Raw genomic sequence first — 19,254 nt, 5'->3', positions numbered from 1 at the left:
TTATTGTATGGTGTTATCGATGTTCAAACTTCGTCCCTGGTTCATCAGGCTCTAACTCACTTTTCATTTCATCTCTGAGTTCAGTGACGCTTTGTTTCAGATCCTGAAAAGATTTACTTTTAGAAAACGCAGTGCCTTGTGTTTCAAAAACATTTTTTTCACCGGATATTTTTTCAATAAATGTATTAATATGTGCTTTAATCTGATTCCAAAATCCTGGGGCTGCTTCAAGTTTGGGTTGATATTTGAAAATGATATCAATGCTTTTTTCAGCCAAGTCATATTGGCCACTTGGGTGGTGTCGGGTAAGAGGACCATGACTGGAATCTTCTTCGAGTACGGCTTGTAAATCGTTTAACATACACTGCGCTGCTTCTTTAACTTGTGGATCAAGTTTTTTTCCTTCAAGCTCCATAATAATTTTTACTTTATTATATAAATGTTGTACTTCAGTATGAACAGTACTTGCCCCATTCATCTCATCTTTTACATCTTGATGAAGAGCACTAGCCTTAGTAATTAAATACTTAGCACCCCTTTTTATTTTGGAAGTTAAGCCAGGCATATCTTTTTGTCCAGTGATAACACTATTTTAGTTATAGCACAGTTTCCAATAACTGTTCTTTTTTTGGTCATATAGAAGAAGTGTCTATAAGGATTCTTGAGATCAATCTCACAGTTCATAGACTTGTTCTCCATAAGTGTTGGACTAATTTCTACTAATCCGGTTGGGTGATCGGTTCTTTAGGGTAATGTTGCTTCTTTATTAATTTAGTTTGTCTTAATAATTGCTTAAGTATTTGATGTTATCCTTGCGCCGAAAGTTAAACTCTATAGGAGCATTATGATATGGCCGAACTAATAAAACCTTTATTAAATGGTAGACCTTATGAGTCAACCGCGCACCGTTTCTTAACAATGTTTCAACCGATTCAGGAAACTGAAACCAAACATTCGGATTTTCTTGCTTTTGTTGCCACTCCAGTTCTTGATTTCTTTGTATTAGATACAGTTTTTGCTGTTGATGCCTCTATACGCCTTTTGAATGCTACTGCTTCTTTATTAAAAGCGGCTTATACCTGGACCTTGAATCAACAAAAAACCAGTGACCTATTTGATAAAGCCACTGAAAGAGAGCTGGATGCATTTGTCGATAATATACACCACATTTTTAGCTCGCTTTTGGCTCAAATTGTTAATATATTGTTTAGTGCGGTAAGTTTGATTACCAGACCGATTGCCAGTATTGCTGAAGCGCTTAGTGATGACTCAATGGAAGAACGAACTTTTAGACCTATTTAATAGAGGTATTTTAAATACTCCCTACAAAGTTATACTTTGTAGGGGTGTTTTCTGCGCTCGTCCCAAACCCCTTGTTGTTCACAGGACTTATTGATAAATAATATCGGTTCCAGATATTAACAGGCGTGGTTTAATGATGAAGAATGGCTTTCTTGTTCTTCTTCACAAAAATTATCAATAAATTTTGTTACATAGATACACTTATTTGCAGTGACCTCTATAGTCAATGACTCATTTCCAGAAGTCAGAAAATGTGAATGGCTTATTTCTTTGGGCTTTCTAAAATTAGATCCTTCATAATCAAAGTTTTTGACTGCTTCAGTTAAGTGAAGCACTTCTCTTTCTGTGCCTGAAAGTATGAGTTCGCCATCTTCCCATACTGCTTTTTCTCCACCGATGAAATGTAATGAATCTATTTGAATATCAAGCTCGAAGGGGAAGTCAAAATGCATTCTGAGTTCATCTAAAAAATAGCTTAAAGTGTTGTTCATGGATAGGGCAGGATCTTTTGGTTCTGCTTTAAAACCAGACCAGTGGTATAAACCACGTGCTTGTATCAACTCGTCATCTTCATCATAAAATGAAGCATAAATTATAAAAGCAATACAGGTACTCACTCCATAAGTAACTAAATCTGTAGTTATATCTGAAGTAAAATCGCACTCATCCATCGCAATTTCAATAATCTCGGGCATAAATATATAGTGATTAATAATGCAATATAAAATTATACCACAGTTATGATTTTTTAATCAAAAATGACTTTAAATGGACATGAATTTTTGAATTTTTGAATTTTTGAAATTTTTATTTCGCACAGGTTCTACGCTTGCTGCGTTTGCAGTATTATGGGCGGACCTCATAGTAGGTAGTTGTATATGGGAAACAATTCCAATCTGTCATTTTACCTTTGATAATAATACTGATCTCAGACATTTGCTCCAATAATCCTGGAGGAGCCGTATTCAAAAAACACACTTTATTAATGCCATCCATTGTAATGTATAAGGTTTGGAGCCCAGGACTAATAGCAAGATTGAGAGGCCAGTAATATACATCATTTTGATATTCTAATGGAGTTGGCTGACCTTTAACAACGAGAGTTGCTCCAGATGACTCAATATAGATGCACATTAATAGTAAAAATATAATGTTTTTCATAAACATACATCCTTTTGAATGAATAATGTGTTTGAGAGAATATCTAAACGAACTCTCTTATTTTCTCCATTATTACTTATGATAGACCATTATATAGGTTGTGATCTTGATTAGTACTCCTTGAATTGAGAAAGACCCAGATAAGAGCGATTTATTAACGGATAAAATAGTTTAGTCTGGCACATTACGTTGCAATAATTTCTCTAGTTCATGAGGGGGCAGTGGCTTGCTAAAATAAAAGCCCTGGCATTCATCACACTCATTTTCTTTTAAAAATTCAAACTCTGCTTTGGTTTCTATTCCCTCAGCAATGGTTTTTATATTTAATGTATGTGCCATTTGAAGAATGGCTTTGACGATAGCTGCTTTTCTTTTATCGTTATTAACGTCCTTAATAAATGAGACGTCGAGTTTAAGATTAGAAATATTAAATTTATTTAAGTAAGTAAATGAAGAATAGCCGGTACCAAAATCATCAATGGATACCCTAACCCCCATCTCGGTCAGGATTTTATTAAATCGAAGCATCACGTCAGTTTGTTGCATCAATACCGTTTCAGTAATTTCAAAAATAAGACTGCCTTCAGCGAGTTCCAATTGCTTCAGTATATTTTTTGTTAGTTCTAATAAATGATCGCTTAATTGATGTACCGAAATATTAATAGCCATGGTTTGCAAACCGTAATGTTGCCACTCTTTAAATTGTTTACTGGCTGTTTTTAAAACCCATTCACCCATTGATATAATTAAATCTGATCGCTCCGCTATGGGGACAAACTCTTCTGGGTTTATCATGTCCCCTTTATCATTTATCCAGCGAATCAACGCCTCCACTCCAACAATATTGTGGGTTTTAGTACTGACGATGGGCTGATAGTAGAGAATAAATTGATTATTCTCGATAGCATGGTGCATTTCCACTTCCATTTCGCCTTTTTTCTTCTCTAAATCTCTTAATTCTTGAAGTGCAAATTGAATGTTATTTCTGCCTGCATTTTTGGCCTGATACATAGCAAAATCAGCTTGTTCAAGGAGCGTGTTAACCTCTACACCATCAAACGGATAAAGACTGATGCCAATGCTTGCCGTAAGGTAAAATTCTTTTTTATCTATACTTAATGGTTTTGTAATGGTTTTACGGATTTTTTCCGTAGCAGCAGTAACCTCATCTTTAGTTTTAATCAATGGAACTATAATATAAAATGCATTACCACCAAATCGTGCGACAAGATCAATATTAGTGCGCGTCACTTTTTGCAGCCGTCTCCCTACTTTTTTTATCAAGAGATCGGCTTTTAAATGACCTATGGTGTTATTGATGCGTTTAAAATTATCCAGATCAAGATCAATTACCGCCACCATTGAGTTAGTATTGTTCGCATGCTTAATCGCATTATATAAAAAAATTTTAGCCATAATTTTGTTTGGAAGATTCGTAAGCGAATCGTGCTGAGCAATATACACGTTAGCTCGATTCGATTTCTCCAGCTTGTTGCGTATGTGTTGTTGTTCTATGGTTCGATCTTTCAGGTTATGGGCCATTTCATTAAACGATTTGATGAGTAAGCTCACTTCGTCATTTCGATGAGCTTCGATTTTATAGTCCAAATCACCCTCCCCAATAACCTTAATTCCTTCATTGAGCTTGGAAAGGGGGGTATAGATTTTTCTTCTTAAGAAAATTAAAACTAAAAAACCAAGCACAATTAGAGTCAAGACAGAGCAGATAACAATCAAATCAACCTTTTCCATGGTTTTTTTGATGTTCTTTCGATTGATTTCGCTTAATCGATAGGCTTCTGCCATTATTGATTCACTTATTTTATTTAACGAGGATTTAAATTTATTTAGCAAAGGTTGATTATCGGCATGGCCTTTTATTTCCGATTGATTTTCCTGCTCAAAAATAATTAACTCAGTAAGTAATTTATTTATAGCTACATTATCTTCACGCATGCCCTCAAGAACAGCCTGTTCTTCCGGTGTATCGAATGCGTCGGATTGGAGCAGTTTAGTTGTTATCTCGTACATGAGTTGTAGCAGTATAATCTGTTCAGTTTGATGGTCATTTATATAATTATTAATGATTTTTTCTCGTTGGTTCACCACTCTGACGATTTCGTTTGCTAACATACCTTTTATTATCATCCGCTCCAAGTTGTTTTTTTGCACAACAACAAGACTAACCAGGCTAGCAGAGATCAACACAAACAATAAAAAAAATAGTTGTAACATCGTTTTTATTTTCATTATCTTGCCTGGTATTTTTGATAGGGTATAAACGTGTGATTTTTTATTATTTTGAATATAGTGGGTTTATTAGTGGCTCCACTTGGTTTAATAGTAATAGTTCCACTTACCCCTTGATAATTGCTGATTTGATGCAAATAGTTTGCCATACAATCTCGGTCATTTTTACATGCCAGATAGCTCTCGACGGACAGCACTACATCATCATAAACATTAGTAACCAGTACGTTAGGTTCTGTACCGAACTTTCGAATATAACGTCTTTCAAAATCTTTCATCATCGGTGTTTTCTCATTCAATTCAGAAGAAGAGAATATCACGCCTTCAGCCGCATCTCCGGCATAACTTATTACAGTAGGATCCTCTGTTTCGTAGTTCCCTAAAATGGGCACGTTGATGTTTGCTTTTCTCACTTCTTTAATAAACATCGCCAGAGGCAGACCAAAATGAGCGGTGATAATGATGTCAGGATTCAATGATTTTATTTGGTTAATCATCGACTTAAATTGCTTACCATCAGGAGCATTTGGAAAACTTCCTACTACATCCCCTCCACAGTGATTAAAATCATAAGTAAAATATTTATCATAATCATGACCAAAAGGGGTATCCAGGAACATAGTCACTGCTCGTCTGGCTCCCAACTGGTTACATGCGAACTGGGAAAGCCTTTGGGCTTCATCCTTTATTTCAACATTTGTAGAAAAAGCATAGTGCAGATTTAAAGCCTGGTCAGGATTAGCCGCTGTATTAAACGTAATTATTTTATTCCCCTCAGTTACGGGCAAAATAGGCAGATGTCCAAACAGGCAAAATGACGCTGCAATGATTGGAACGTTGTCATGAGAAAATTTTTGAACTGCTGGAATAGATTCTTTAGCAAAGCATCCATTCTGATAATCAAAATCGAGAATTACTTGTCCTTTGTATTGGGTCTCTATGTATTCTTTCGCAAGCTCCATGCCTTGTATCATCATTTTGCGATTTTCCGCCAAATCTCCGTTTGAAGAAGGCAGCAATGCACCAATTTTAATTGTTATCACAGGGGATTGCATGGAGTAGTAACTCCACATCCATAGAGTTCCCGCACAAACTAAAGTACCTATTAAAATGACAGCCATCGTTCTTGGTGCCGACATAATTTGTCTCCAAAAGAAGCACCCTATCTGACGACAAAGCACCTACACCAGGTCATCACAAATATAATCCAGCGACTAAACAGGAGTTCGTGATAGGTATTGTTTTTTTTAAGTATAGAAGATTGTTTAAAGACTTATTGATGTATCCATTAATAATTAAAAATCAAGATATTTATCTAACTAACAATCGGACGTGGGTGCCGGTTTTTGCTAAAAATCATTGTGTTGAATAACCAGAATAGTATGCCTTGGGCAAAATGTCACAGCCAGCCTGCTTTAAATAATCGATAAAGGGTCGTTGCATGCGTAATCGGAATGGTCAATACACCCTCATAATTTTGCAAAATAACGCCCCTTATTTTTTACTTTACGATGTTCGTACTGATGCAACGCCCTAACAGCCTTTTAAGGAAAATAGAACAAATAAGTACTATAGTGACTTATATAAGGAAATATATATGCGAAGGATCTGAAATGCCATGTGAAAAATGTGACTCAGTGCGTACTTATCAACTCTCTGGTCAATACACGTTGCTTATTGCTCCACCAAGAGGCCATAGTTCAACTAAGCTTCTCAATCACTTAGTCGATAATAAATATGATATCCATACGGATGATAATGTAATTACTTTATCTTTTTCTGCCAAAGAAGCATATCAACTGGGTCAAATCATTGATACTTGTTTTTCGCAGGTTGAGCTAGAAGACTCCAAGGCATTGTTAATACCTTCTGTACACGCGAATGCTGGGGTAGAAGTACTTTTAAACCACACGTATACATTGAGAAAATTGGTCGGGTTACTTTTAGCGCAATGGTTGGTAGATCTAATCGAAAATGGTTCTTTGACCACCTTTTGCCAACCTATTGTTCACAAAGGAACACTGGAACCTTATGGATTCGAATGTTTATTAAGGGGAAGCATAAACAACAGCATCATTTCGCCATCAGATATTTTTAATGCTGCTAAAACCAGTGATATGTTGTTTTTGTTGGATAAAAGGGCAAGAATTACTCATATAGAAAATATGAACAAAGTGAGTACTGAAAAAAAAATATTTATCAACTTTAATCCTACCGCAATTTATGACCCGTCTTATTGTTTGACTACAACGAACCGGGCTTTAAAAAGAACAGATTTAGATCCGTCTCAAATCGTGTTTGAAGTTATCGAAAGTGATGAAGTAAATGATAAAAAGCATTTATTAAGCATCATGGATTTCTATCGAAAACAAGGATATGGTGTTGCATTAGATGATTTAGGTTCGGGTTATAGCTCGTTAAATCTATTATCCGCTCTAAAGCCTGATTATGTTAAGTTGGACCTGGAGCTTGTTAGAAATATCCACATCAATGAGTTTAAGCAAGTGATTATGGAGAATATATGTGTAATGGCCAATAAGCTGGGCATTAAGATTATTTGTGAGGGCATTGAATCTGAAGAAGAGTATGATGTCATTAAAAGATACGACATCGATTTTTATCAAGGGTTCTTATTTGCGCGCCCTATGCCCTATGAACAATTAACTCAATATCTTGAAGACGGCAATTGTTATCATAAGGATAGTGATTAATATTGAGCAAGTAAAAAATAAACTGGGTGCATCTGGAACAAATGATTGAGCGCCTGATGCGTAACAGTTGAAGTAAAATCGATTAAGTTTTGGGTAAGTTCATTTTCTTGCCTTGTTTGCGTGGATTTTTCCAATTTGACCATATTAAATTAACTATGTTACATTTCCCGCTTTGTATTATGTCTTCGATAAGAGAGTTTATTGATGTATTTAAAAGCGTTAAATGGGTTATTTGCTCCAATTGCTCGTGTAAAAAAATATAGAACGAACGTCCACTACATAACGGATACAGAAGGGCATTATCCTTCATTTTCAAGTTCAATAAAAAAAAGCACCGTTGTTCGATTTGATTCCACGGGTAAACTGGATTTTCACCCTGGGGTTAGAGATCCTTATTTTATTTTTGGAGGTGATCTCACGGACAGAGGTGTTGGAGACTTAAAGCTCGCTCGAATGTTACTTGATTTTAAATATCGTTATTCTGATAGAGTAATTTTACTTGTTGGCAATCGAGAGTCGAGTAAAACACGATTTTTTGTTGAACTTAACCCCAAGTATATTCGTGAGCGGTTAATAAAAGGAAGTGCTCCATTTTGGCTATTATCAGCTCCTCACCAATTGCCCATTGATTATGTAAAAAAACACATGGAAGCGAACCATAAATCTACAGATACTTTAGAAGACATTGAGCATTATGTAAATTGCCTTGATATTGAAGAATGTCAACTTATCTATTTAAAGTGGATGCTTGAGCAAAATTTGGGCTGTCCTAATACATTTTATTATCATCAACAACATTTGGCTACAGAGAAAGGCTGTTCTATTACCGATATCTCTGATTATATGGTGCTACGAAGCATTTTAGAGCAGAATTCTCCAAAAGGTTTAATTGGTGAATATATTCAACAGACACAGCTCGCTGCTATTATACCGCAAGCAGGGATTTTTGCAGTCCATGGCGGGTTGACGGAAGAAAATATTGGGCGTCTACCGAGTATGCAGCCTAGTGACCCAATTATCGAAGACATGCACTCCTGGATAGATCAATTTAATATCTGGTATAAAACCGAGGTGACTCGATGGGCTGATTTAAATGTTGAAAATATGCTTTTAGATTTAAGACCAGCTCGTTCTCCTCTCGATACCTTTTCAATTCGAGTTCCATCAGAATACAGATCAATAGTAGCTGCAAGCATGCTCGATTCTCAACGGCGTTTTGTTCCTGTTCCAGGCCTTGTGAGTGATTATTTATATCGAAACGGTATTCAATTGGTTTTATCTGGCCATCAACCTTGTGGCGATCATCCCGCGTTATTACGTTCTGAAGATGACCGCGTGGTTTTTATCAATGGCGACACTAGTTATGCTAATTCCCGAGCGAATAACATTCACGACACGCGAGGGCCTTCATTTCATACTTTGCAAATCCATGCTAATGAGGATCATTTAAATATAAACATTGACGCGAGTTTACTCACGGGCAAAGAAATCAAAAATAGTTTAGACATGAGCAATGGCGTAGTAGTGGATGAAACTCCTATTGGTAAATTACTACCTGGGAATGAGTTGGTACAATGCCTGCTTGATGGGGGCTATTATCGAACAATTATTCAAGAAGGCTTTAAAGTTGAGTATAAATTTAGAACAAAGGAAGAGATAGAATTACTATTATCAAAAAATTTAAACAGCCCTTGTTCTCACGTATAAATCCTTGTATTTTAACAAGGTGTGCGTATAATTATCACTCATCGGAGTTTATAAAAGAACGGTATGAATAAAAAAAACATCAGCTTATCTTCTTTAATTTGGGTGGTATTTGTAGATTCTATGGGATGGGGGATTGCGTTCTCAGTTTTTGCTGCCTTATTTCTAACAGATAACGTTTCTCTATTACCAGCTACTGTATCTGATGCTTCCAGATATATGATCTATGAGTTTTTACTCGCTATTTACAGTGTGTTTATGTTTTTCTTTGCTCCAGTTCTGGGAGGGGTAGCAGATCGTTATGGACGAAAACCTGGTCTGATAATTTCCATGTTGGGTTTGACTTTTGGCTTTATTTTAGGTGCTTTAGGTTGCTACTTCAGCGCTATCTGGCTTTTGGTAGTCGGTCGTATTATTTCAGGTATCACTGCTGGTTCTTTATCCATTGCTCAAGCCGCTACTGTTGATATCAGTACTCCCCAAAATAAAGCATTCAATTTATCTATCGTGATGCTCGCGAACTGCCTTGGTTTTTCTTTAGGACCCGTTTTGGGCGATCTATTACTTAATTCGAGTTATGCGCCTTTGGGTACTACTACTTTCTTAATTGGTGCGTTGATGAGCGCTATTGGTTTTATTGGAATTACGCTTTTCTTTGATGAAACTTATGCACCTAGTAAAAAAGGGGAGAAGTTCAATTTTTTGAAGGATTTTGCAAATATAAAAATTGCCTTTAAGAAACCTGTATTATCCAGTTATCTCGTTTCTTTACTCTTTTCTATGGTGGCTTTTGGTTTATTTTTTTCAGATATTCCGGTGTTTTTAAGCCGACAATTTTCAGATCATGCTTCGGCCACAGGAACTGTACTAAGTACAGAAGCCATTGTTTTTTCATTGACATTGATGTTTGGTGGAAAATATATTTTTAATTACCTTGAAAAGACTACAGTGGTTTTTTTAACTTTAGTATTGCAATTGTGTTCTTATCTTCTTTTATCTCTTTGCATTGATTCTTTTGTAGTGAACATAGTTCTCTTTACTTGTATTTCTGCTTTTGCGGGATTGATGTATATCGCTTTATTGACTTTGATTTCAGATAGTACAGAAAGTGATTGGCAAGGACGAGTTATGGGTGTGGTTGCGGCCTTATCCTCTGTTACCTGGGGTGTTGGCCCGTTGTTGACTGGTGCTTTGAATCAGTATGGATCCAGTTTTGCTTTTGTTGTTAGTGGTGTGTTTATCGTAGTGGGTATTTTAGCTTTACGAAGTGTTAAAACAAAAAATCAACAATTAGGATTGGTTGAATCATAGGATTTTAATCGTGATTTTTTCTATCTATCAACACACCTGAAACTCTAGACATAATCTTCCCAGGGGGTTGCTGGATTTTAACTGTCTTGCGAAGAGTACTTTTGTCCTGAGGACTCTTTTTATAATTGAATAATGTATTGTCGCTTTCTCGTAAGGGGGGTATTCGTAAATTGAGCACCCTGCTGTTTTTAGGCTCTTTATTTACTCGGAGCGAGCGTTTTAATTCATCTAAATTATGAGGGTACATCGGCAGTGTATGTGATTCAGTAAGGATGTTTAACCTAAATCGAACGGAGGCAATGATAATTATAATTAAATTTTAAACGGGTTTTTGAATATGACTTCAACTATAGAGTGTTCTGATATATACCTCCAAGTTCAATGTGGTCCTAAAGAGTTGGAAGCAGGTTCCTTTGATGTAAAAACAACGTGTCAATTGTTTGAGGCTCAGGTTGCACGTGTTCCCAATCAAACGGCATTAATTTATAAAGACCGTCTTTTAAGTTACAACGCATTAAATGAACTTACGAATCAATTAGCGCGCACAATACGCAGCCAATATAAGAAAGTCACACAAACTGAGTTAACACCCGATACATTAATTCCAATTTGCCTAAAAAGAAGTGCTGATTTTGTTATTGGGATATTAGCCATACTCAAGGCAGGGGGCGCTTATGTTCCCATTAATCCCGAGTATCCCGATACTCGAATAAGCTATATTTTATCTGATATCCAGAGCAAATTAATGCTCACAGACACCCATTTATTTGATAAATTCCAAGCTTATGATGAACATCTCTTTTTAATGAATTTGGAGCCTCATTTCAATGAATCCAAAGAAAATCTACATGTACCTTTAAACCCCAATAATTTAGCATATGTTATTTACACCTCAGGAAGCTCTGGAAATCCAAAGGGAGTGTTAGCAAAGCACATCACTCTTATTTCACAAACCGTCTGTGCAAGCTATTTTAGTGCGGATGAGACAGATACGGTGGCATTTTTTTCAGATGTATCATTCGATTCTACAACAACGGAAATTTGGGGGGCCTTATTAAGTGGTGCCAGTTTATTTATTCCTGACAATTTTTTTGATTTATTATCAAATCCCGAGTTGTTTAAAACAACAGTTAAAGAAAAAAAATTAACCGTTATATTATTGACTCGGGCACTGTTTGATCTGTTGTTTACTCTTGATGAAACCGTTTTTTCAGAAGTTCGTATGATGATGGTTGGTGGTGAAGCATTAACAAAACATATTATGCTAAAATTGTCTCAATCACCCTATAAACCTTCACTTTTAATTAATGCTTATGGGCCTACTGAAAACAGTACCTTTTGTACTACTTACACCATCGAAGAGGATTTTAGTTTATTAAATTCAGTACCTATCGGTAGACCGTATTCGAATCGAGTGGGTTTTGTTTTAGACAAACATTTGCAGCTGTTACCAATTGGTGTAACGGGTGAGCTTTATGTGGGCGGTACAAGTTTGTCAAATGGGTATTTGAATCACCCTGAAATGACTCAAGATAAATTCATTCCCAACCTTTATTTTAATGAAAGTGGATGTAATTACCCTTTAATCTATAAGACCAATGATTTAGTAAAATGGTTACAGGGTGGAAATCTTGAATATATAGGTCGCAATGATTTTATGGTGAAGCTCCGTGGATACCGCATTGAGCTGGGAGAAATTGAAACCAGACTGGTTGAGTACCCTGAGATTCAGCACAGTGTTGTGTTGTTACAACAAAATGACAATTTTTCCTATTTGGCAGGATATTATGTTTCGTCACAAAAATTAGATGAACATTTAATTCGTGAGCACCTATCGTTAACGCTTCCTGATTATATGATACCCAGTGTCTTTGTGCATTTACATACGTTACCTGTAACTACCAACGGTAAACTAGACAGAAAAGCCTTGCCCAAGCCTATTTTAACTGAAGCAATAAGCCCAAATAATAAACCAGTTAAATCACAATCGGTTGCGCAGACAATTTATGATATCTGGTCGCGTACACTTAATATTCAAAATTTTAGTGAGGAACAATCCTTTTTTGATCTAGGCGGGAATTCGCTTGCTGCTATGATGGTTCGTAAAGAATTAGAGGATGCTTTTTCGGTTACAATTAATATCGTCGAGATATTTCAGTACACCACATTATCGTTATTATCAGGGCGTATAGTCGAGTTACTCAAGGCTTCAGGTGGCATGAATAAGTTTAAATGCAGCACTGAAAACATGTTCAGTGATCCTGAGCCGAACATTAATGAATCTATTGCAATAGTTGGGATGGCTTGTCGTGTGCCTGGGGCTAAAGATGCAGAGTCATTTTGGAATCTTATTAAAACAGCAGGAACAAATATACGTGATTTTACTCAAGATGAGTTACAAGAGCATGGAATATCCGATACGTTAATTGCAAGTACTTCATATGTGAAACGCGGTGCTATTTTTGACGATAGTTTTCATTTTGATGCGGATTTTTTTGGATATTCAGTAAAAGATGCTGAAATCATGGATCCACAGCACCGTCAATTTCTTGAATGTGCCTGGGAAGCATTAGAGCACAGTGGGAATATTCCAGATCATTTCGATGGGGACATCAGTGTTTTTGCAACCCAGGGAAGAAATACTTATTTTATGGATCACGTGTACAACCAAGCCGTTAGTGATCCGAATTTATTTCAAGCAATATTGGGAAATGAAAAGGATTTTTTGAGTACCCGAGTGTCCTTTAAATTAAACCTTACCGGGCCAAGCATTACACTTCAATCAGCCTGTTCAAGTTCACTAGTCGCAATCCAGATGGCCTGTGAGAATTTGAAAACAAAGGGATGTGATATGGCTCTGGCAGGGGGCGTGTCTCTTTTTTATAATTATGGTTACCCTTATCAAGAACAGTTGATAGAGTCTCCGGATGGATATTGCCGTGCATTTGATGCACGAGCTAAAGGTACAGTCATTACTAGTGGGGTAGGTGTCGTTGTTCTAAAGCGCCTTAGTGACGCGATTGCTCAAAAAGATACTATTTACGCGGTAATTAAAGGCGGAGCTATTAACAACGACGGTTCTTCCAAAATGGCTTTTACAGCTCCCAGTGTTACAGGCCAATCTGCGGTAATAGAAAAAGCATTAAAAAATGCTGAGGTAACGCCTGATACCATCACTTATATTGAATCTCATGGTACGGGTACTATGCTTGGCGATCCTATTGAATGGACTGCTTTGCATCAGGTGTATCAAAAGTATAGTAATAAAAATGACTATTGTACGATTGGCTCTGTGAAAACCAATATAGGGCACACCGATTCGGCTGCTGGCGTTTTTGGCTTGATAAAGACTTCATTAGCACTAAACAATAAAATACTTCCAGCTACTCTTAATTTTGAAACGCTTAATCCTGAAATTGCTTCATTTAATCAACTATTTCGTGTTTCTAATAAAACCATGGAATGGGATTGTGAAGGACTTAGACGTGCTGCAATCAGCTCTTTTGGTCTTGGTGGAACGAATGCTCATATGATTCTTGAAGAGTATTCTGAGTCCTTAGAACAAAATTTCGAACCAGGCTATTTTTTGATTCCTTTTTCAGCAAAAACCAGGGAGTCCTTGTATGCGATGGCAACCAAATTTAAAAAATATCTGGATGGATGCTCCGCAATGAATCTGCCTAATGTGGCCTACACTGCACAATGTGGACGCGCAGAATTTAAATACAGAGGCTATTTTCTTGTATCAGCAATCTCAAAAAGTGAAGATATTCGTTTTATTTCATCTTATTTAAATGATGACGAATATTGGGATGTAGCCTATCTCTTTTTTGGGTTTGGCGAGTTGTTGATTCGATTGCTTTCATCAATAGAGAAATTTTTTGATAAGCATTCTTATGATCAAGCAGAATTGAATCAATTCGTGGAAGTAGTTGAGCTTCTTTATTTGCAGATGGCGGGCATGCTCTGGACTCAAGAGTTGCCAATCATTTGGGAGAAATTTAATAAACAGGCACATTCTTCTCAAAAGACAAGTATTCCCACCTATTGCTTTACCAGAAAATATTATTGCTTGCCTAAAATAAATGCGTCAAAAGTTGCTCCATCGATACAAACCAGCGAAATCAAAGAATCGCAGTCATTAGAAAAGCAATTGAAAGATATGTGGTCGAAAGCATTAGGAGTTGCTGCGGCAGAGTTGCATGAATCGTCTAATTTTCTTGAGCTAGGGGGCGATTCGCTCTCCTACATTGATTTGTTCAATTATATAAAAAGAGCGTTTTCCGCCAAATTCCATTTAGAAGAGCTTACTCAATACAATGAATTTGGTTCAATGATTCAATATATTAATTCCAGGGTGGCTGAACATGGCATATGAGTACTTCGAACAAAAGCACGATCTTGCTCAATCTTTTGAACTCTCTATAGGCCAAAAAGAACTTTGGTTTATTCATTCTATGGGTGGATGTGCACAGTCTGCTTATAATGAACCTTTAATTTATACCCTTGAGGGTTATTTACCGATTAATGTCTTAAAAAAAGCATTTACGCTTTTAATGCAAAAACATGATATTTTGCGTACTTCCTTTAATACTGATGATGAAGGCAATTTATTGCAGTCAGTTCATCAATCGGCATCCCTGGATTTTCATTTAGTGGAATTAAATGATGAAGAAGAAATAACAGCATACATTAACCAGGAGATTGCCAAGCCTTTTAATTTGATGAACGCTTCTGCAATGAGGGTGTCGTTGATTAAAAAAAACGAAAGTGAGCATGTTCTTGTTATCGTTTTGCATCATATTATTACTGATGGCACCTCGTTTTCTATTTTGGTTGATGACTTAAATACTTTTTATAGTCAAATAATGCGCGGAGAAGTGCAGGAAGAACTTACGAGAACATCTTTTTACACTCATGTGTTATTTGAGCAGGAGAATTATGCTACCGCGGACTATCAGGAGCAGGTTGAGCAAGTTGCTGAGCAATTAAAGAGTTATTCTGGTTTAAATTTTTTAACTACACCCTCAAGTCAACAGAAAGATATTTACTCAGGAAATCGTGTTTATTTTACTCTTGAAAACGAACTCTATGAACAAATGATCTGCTTTTCTAAAGCGCATAGAGCAACAGTGTTTCACGTTTTATATTCTGTTTATGCTTTATTAATCAGTCATTATACTCGCAGTAATGATGTGGTTATTGGTGTGCCTTTTGCAAATCGTGAGTCTGATCTTGAGAAAGAAATAATAGGTTATTTTATCAATACTATGCCTGTTCGTTTGGTTTTAGAAGAACAGAATAGTTTCTTGGATTTAGTAATCAAAGTTAAATCACTAATTTTTGCTTATCTGTCCAGGCAAAGTGTTTCTTTTGAGCATATTGCACCAAAGCTTAACCTGGAAAGAAGGGCTGCTGGTCAACATCCTCTCATCCAAACACTTTTTGTTTGGGGCAGTACCGATAAATTGCAGTTGAGTTTTGATGGAATTAACGCTCAGCTTCAACAACACTATGACACAAAAACATCAAAATTTGATGTGTCTCTTTTTATGTTGGAAGAAAAGAAAGAAGTCATTGGTTACTTTGAGTATCGAGATTGTTTATTTGATCGTGAGCTCATTGAGCAATTTGCTACAAGTTTTAAAATTTTACTCAAGAATATACTTAATAGTCCTGAACAGGTGTTAGGTTCTTTTAGTCTTCTGGATGATGGTCGAAAGCAACACATGAAGGAGCGATTTTTTACAGCAAAACTAGGGCGAGAGGTGACACAATCTCTAGGTGAATTATTTTCGCAGACAGCGTCACATTATCCTAAAAATATAGGTTTAGTATTTGGTACTAATCGATATGACTATGAAACAATTGATAAGAAAAGTAATCAATGGGCCTCTTATATTCGCGCGAAATACAAGCAACTTTATAACCAGGAGTTAGTATCTGACACGCTTATTGCTTTGTGTGTTGATAGAAATGAAGACATGATTTTTGGGATGCTGGGAATTTTAAAGGCGGGTGCAGCTTATGTACCTGTAGATCCCCAATACCCCCAGGAACGCATTAATTATATTATTAATCACAGCAAGGCATCCTTATTGTTAACTCATAAAAAACAAGATGCATTGAATTTAGAGTTTTCAACAACGCATACTATTTATATGGATGATACATCCATTGCTGTCTCACCTGACTTTGTGAACAGAGCTTTAAATCATCGCGTTAACCCCAAAGACATTGCCTACGTTTTATATACCTCTGGTTCTACAGGTAAGCCCAAGGGTGTGGCGGTTACTCATGAAAACGTGAATTGCTTGTTTGCCTCTTTAGATAAGCAATTTAATTTAAATAATAACGATGTATGGAGTTTATTTCATACATTTTGTTTTGATATTTCAGTATGGGAAATTTGGGGAGCCTTTTTATATGGAGGTTCTTTGATTGTCATTCCTTATGAAGTAACACGAGATACCAAACAATTTTATGATTTAATTGCTGCGGAACAGGTGACAGTACTGACGCAAACAGCTTCAGCGTTTCAACTTTTTATTAATGAAGATCTTCGTTCTAATAAAAAATTGGAATCTTTAAGATATGTTGGTTTTGTTGGTGAGTCATTAAAAGTTTCGATTCTTCGACCCTGGGTAGAAAAATATGGAACAGAACAACCACGTTTGGCTAATTTATATGGGATTACAGAGACAACAGTATATACCAATTATAAATTCGTGACCCAACAAGACATCGATAAGGGACGAGATAATATTGGTTGGCCATTAGAAGAATTTAGTATGTGTGTTTTAGACCACAATAACGAATGGTGTCCGGTGGGGATTGTGGGCGAAATTTGTATTGGTGGGCGTGGACTCTCACGAGGATACCTTTATCGCGATGATTTAACAAAAGAAAAATTTTTTCCAGATCCCTATGCTTCCTATTTAGGTTTGCCTGAGGGTGCCCTTTTATATAGAACCGGTGACCTGGGACGATGGATGGAGGATGGATCTATCGAATATTTGGGAAGAAAAGATTTTCAAATAAAGCTACGTGGTTTTCGAATTGAGCTTGGTGAGATTGAGGCAGCATTGGGTAGTTTTGACGGAATTACTCATACCGTCGTACTTTTAAAAGGGGTAGGTGATTCAGCTTATCTGGCTGCTTATTATACAACCAAACCTGGTGTTGCTATCGAGAACAATGCTTTAATGGCACATTTAAAATCATTTTTGCCTGACTACATGGTGCCTAAAATAGTGACTGAACTGCCCTCTTTTCCAATGACTGTTAACGGAAAAATTGACAGAAATGTTTTAAATCAACGACACGATATACCTACGAGTACACAAGCTATTATTCCTTTGCGATCACAACTTGAACATGAGATTGCAGCGATATGGGCTGGTATTTTAAAAGTTCCGCTCGATGTGATTGGTTCTTCATCAAACTTTTTCGAGCTGGGGGGGAATTCTCTATTAGTAGTGAAAATGTTGACTCAATTGAATAATAAATTAAAGATGGATTTTTTATTAGGTCGTTTTATTGCCGCTCCAACTATTGCTACCTTGTCTGCGCAAACAGATACACATTATGATACAACAAAAGATGTTCGGGAGTTTTGTGACCGATTAGATAATGATAGAGTTCTCGCAGAGAACATTAGACCGCTAAAAGAAACGAATCCAAACATCCTTAATCCTAAAAACATCTTAATCACTGGGGTGACTGGCTTTTTAGGTGCACACATGTTGTTTGAATTATTGAACACTACTGAAGCGCAGATTTATTGTTTAATTCGAGCAAGTTCAAAAGAGGAAGCTCTTCATCGAATTGTGATGAAGCAAAAACATTATAAACTGGTACCTGCACATTCTAACCGGATTATCCCGGTGTTGGGAGATTTAAATCAACCTCAGCTTGGATTATCAGAACATGATTTTGAATTCCTGGCTAAAGAGATTGATTCTATAATGCATGTGGGGGCTTGGGTTCATCACATCTATGATTATAGTTTGCTGTATCATTCGAATGTACAATCAGTAAAGGAAGCGCTTAAACTTGCCGTATCAGTTAAAAACAAAGCCCTACATTTCGTGTCCACTTTAGCTGCAGGCGTTATTTCTCCTGTAAAGCGATTACCTGGTTTGAGTCCGGATTCTATTGAGGCTCAGTTGAGTTTTAATGGCTATTTAACGACTAAATGGGTGGCCGAACAACTATTAAAAGAAGCAAATGAACGAGGGATTGTTGCCCATGTGTATCGCCCAGGCAATATCATTGCGGGTATTAACGGAATATATGAGCCCGGCGACAATCATACTTTGTTGCGGTTAAAAGGGTTGTTGCAATTAGAAAAAGGGTTTATTGGTTCTCAAGAACAAGTGGAAATGATGCCAGTGGATTTGTTATCACAAGCAATCATTAACCTGTCGCAACGGCCCAATTTATTTTCCTATAATCTAAATAATATTAAAACCATTCTTTGGTCGGATTATTTACAATTAGCCAAAAATTTTGGATTTTGTTTTCAAGCGCTGGATGATGAAGAGCAATGGAATAACATCATTAATAATTTAGACGAGGATAATGCACTGTATAAGTTATCCCACTTTTATAAAATACGTACTAATGCACGGGAAACCGATCTGGAAAGCACGACAATAGCACCCGATTATGAGATTATAACTCCCTCCTATCAGGAGATGATTGAGCAACAGTTCCATTCTCTAATTACATCAGGTTTTTTAGAAAAACCTCAAAGAATGGATTGTACTAAAGCGGTGATAGAGCCAGAGGTAATGAGCTATGATGTTTAAGA

11 protein-coding genes are annotated in these 19,254 nt (G+C 36.6%); 6 read left to right on the top strand and 5 right to left on the bottom strand.

What is annotated here, in order from left to right; genetic code table 11:
• Positions 1 to 13: 13 nt before the first annotated feature.
• The gene (locus tag Lqua_RS15320) at positions 14 to 565 is read right to left on the bottom strand and encodes a hypothetical protein (RefSeq protein WP_058475161.1); all 552 of its coding nucleotides are present in this window, start codon (positions 563 to 565) and stop codon (positions 14 to 16) included.
• Between the two features lie 284 nt (positions 566 to 849).
• On the opposite strand from Lqua_RS15320, the gene Lqua_RS15315 reads away from it, so the two are divergent.
• Entirely contained in the window at positions 850 to 1,302 is a 453-nt protein-coding gene (locus Lqua_RS15315; RefSeq protein WP_058475160.1) for a hypothetical protein, read from the top strand.
• Between the two features lie 116 nt (positions 1,303 to 1,418).
• Here the strand turns inward: Lqua_RS15315 and Lqua_RS15310 are convergent, their stop codons facing one another.
• The 4 genes from Lqua_RS15310 to Lqua_RS15295 form a co-directional block, all read right to left on the bottom strand.
• Positions 1,419 to 1,997, bottom strand: coding sequence for a hypothetical protein (locus Lqua_RS15310; RefSeq protein WP_133141048.1), 579 nt, complete (start codon positions 1,995 to 1,997; stop codon positions 1,419 to 1,421).
• A 151-nt stretch (positions 1,998 to 2,148) separates the two neighbouring features.
• Positions 2,149 to 2,463 carry a hypothetical protein gene (locus tag Lqua_RS15305; RefSeq protein ID WP_058475158.1) on the bottom strand — a complete coding sequence of 105 codons (315 nt, stop codon included), beginning with the start codon at positions 2,461 to 2,463 and terminating at the stop codon, positions 2,149 to 2,151.
• Between the two features lie 171 nt (positions 2,464 to 2,634).
• The gene (locus Lqua_RS15300; protein WP_058475157.1) at positions 2,635 to 4,713 is read right to left on the bottom strand and encodes a bifunctional diguanylate cyclase/phosphodiesterase; all 2,079 of its coding nucleotides are present in this window, start codon (positions 4,711 to 4,713) and stop codon (positions 2,635 to 2,637) included.
• Entirely contained in the window at positions 4,713 to 5,852 is a 1,140-nt protein-coding gene (locus Lqua_RS15295) for an ABC transporter substrate-binding protein (protein WP_058475156.1), read from the bottom strand. The genes Lqua_RS15300 and Lqua_RS15295 overlap by 1 nt, the downstream gene beginning before the upstream one ends.
• A gap of 474 nt (positions 5,853 to 6,326) precedes the next feature.
• Between Lqua_RS15295 and Lqua_RS15290 the strand changes: the two genes are divergently transcribed.
• The 5 genes from Lqua_RS15290 (at position 6,327) to Lqua_RS15270 (ending at position 19,252) form a co-directional block, all read left to right on the top strand.
• On the top strand, positions 6,327 to 7,424 hold the full coding sequence (locus Lqua_RS15290) for an EAL domain-containing protein (RefSeq protein WP_058475155.1): 1,098 nt from the start codon (positions 6,327 to 6,329) through the stop codon (positions 7,422 to 7,424).
• 204 nt (positions 7,425 to 7,628) lie between these two features.
• A complete protein-coding gene (locus Lqua_RS15285; RefSeq protein ID WP_058475154.1) occupies positions 7,629 to 9,131 on the top strand; it encodes a metallophosphoesterase in 1,503 nt (500 codons plus the stop codon).
• Between the two features lie 63 nt (positions 9,132 to 9,194).
• Positions 9,195 to 10,439, top strand: a complete 1,245-nt coding sequence (locus tag Lqua_RS15280; protein WP_058475153.1) for an MFS transporter — start codon at positions 9,195 to 9,197, stop codon at positions 10,437 to 10,439.
• Between the two features lie 337 nt (positions 10,440 to 10,776).
• The gene (locus tag Lqua_RS15275) at positions 10,777 to 14,817 is read left to right on the top strand and encodes an amino acid adenylation domain-containing protein (RefSeq protein WP_058475152.1); all 4,041 of its coding nucleotides are present in this window, start codon (positions 10,777 to 10,779) and stop codon (positions 14,815 to 14,817) included.
• Positions 14,807 to 19,252 (top strand): non-ribosomal peptide synthetase family protein, encoded by a 4,446-nt coding sequence (locus tag Lqua_RS15270; protein WP_058475151.1) that lies wholly within the window; start codon positions 14,807 to 14,809, stop codon positions 19,250 to 19,252. The genes Lqua_RS15275 and Lqua_RS15270 overlap by 11 nt, the downstream gene beginning before the upstream one ends.
• Positions 19,253 to 19,254 lie beyond the last annotated feature (2 nt).

Source organism: Legionella quateirensis, from assembly GCF_001467955.1.
In the GTDB taxonomy this organism is placed as follows: domain Bacteria; phylum Pseudomonadota; class Gammaproteobacteria; order Legionellales; family Legionellaceae; genus Legionella; species Legionella quateirensis.
The sequence above is the reverse complement of the archived record's forward strand: the minus strand, read 5'-3'. Positions and strand labels throughout refer to the sequence as shown.